The organism is Streptomyces griseorubiginosus, from assembly GCF_017614965.1.
Lineage (GTDB): Bacteria > Actinomycetota > Actinomycetes > Streptomycetales > Streptomycetaceae > Streptomyces > Streptomyces griseorubiginosus_B.
In genome coordinates this window covers 1-787 of the sequence record NZ_WVUG01000694.1, presented here as the reverse complement: position 1 = coordinate 787, position 787 = coordinate 1, and the positions used below count along the sequence as shown (strand labels likewise).

1 protein-coding gene is annotated in these 787 nt (G+C 74.2%); it reads right to left on the bottom strand.

The window, feature by feature from the left end; genetic code table 11:
- Positions 1-9 precede the first annotated feature (9 nt).
- Positions 10-787, bottom strand: a 778-nt coding sequence (locus GRC12_RS44805; RefSeq protein WP_244374727.1) for a pyridoxal phosphate-dependent decarboxylase family protein, incomplete at its 5' end; no start/stop codon positions are given.

Sequence of the window (787 nt, the reverse complement as noted above, 5' to 3'; positions counted from 1 at the left end):
GGGTGGTGCTCATCGGGGGGCGTTTCCTTCCGCGAGTTCTTCGACCGCTTTCAGGAGGGCGGCCAGGTCGGCGGGCCGGGTGTGGGGGTTGAGGACCGTCGCTTTGAGCCACAGCCGGCCGTCGTCGGGACGCGCCCGGCCGAGGACCGCGCGGCCGCGGTGGAGGAGTTGTCTGCGTACGGCGGCGACGGCGGCGTCGGTGGCGTGTGCGGGCCGGAACAGGACCGTGCTGATGACGGGCCGGTCGTAGAGCTCGAAGCCGGGACGGTCGGCCAGGAGGTCCGCGAACTCGTGTGCGGTGGCGCAGACTTGATCGACCAGTGCGCCAAGTCCTTCGCGGCCGAGGGTCTTCAGCGTGACGGCGGTCTTGAGGATGTCGGGGCGGCGGCTGGTGCGCAGGGAGCGGCCGAGGAGGTCGGGCAGGCCGGCCTCGGTGTCGTCGTCGGCGTTGAGGTAGTCGGCGCGCTGGTGCAGGGCGGCGAGGTCGTCGGGCTCGCGGACGGCGAGGAGGCCGGCGGCGACCGGCTGCCAGCCGAGTTTGTGCAGGTCGAGGGTGACGGTGTGGGCGGCGTCCAGGCCGGTGAGCCTGTCACGGTGCCGGTCGCTGAACAGCAGGCCTCCGCCGTAGGCGGCGTCGATGTGCAGCCGGGCGCGGTGGGCTCGGCACACGTCGGCGATCTCGGGCAGGGGGTCGATGAGGCCCGCGTCGGTGGTGCCGGCGGTGGCGGCGACGAGGTGCGGTCCGGGGAGGGCGGCGAGGGCCGCGTCGAGGGCGGCGGGGTCGAGG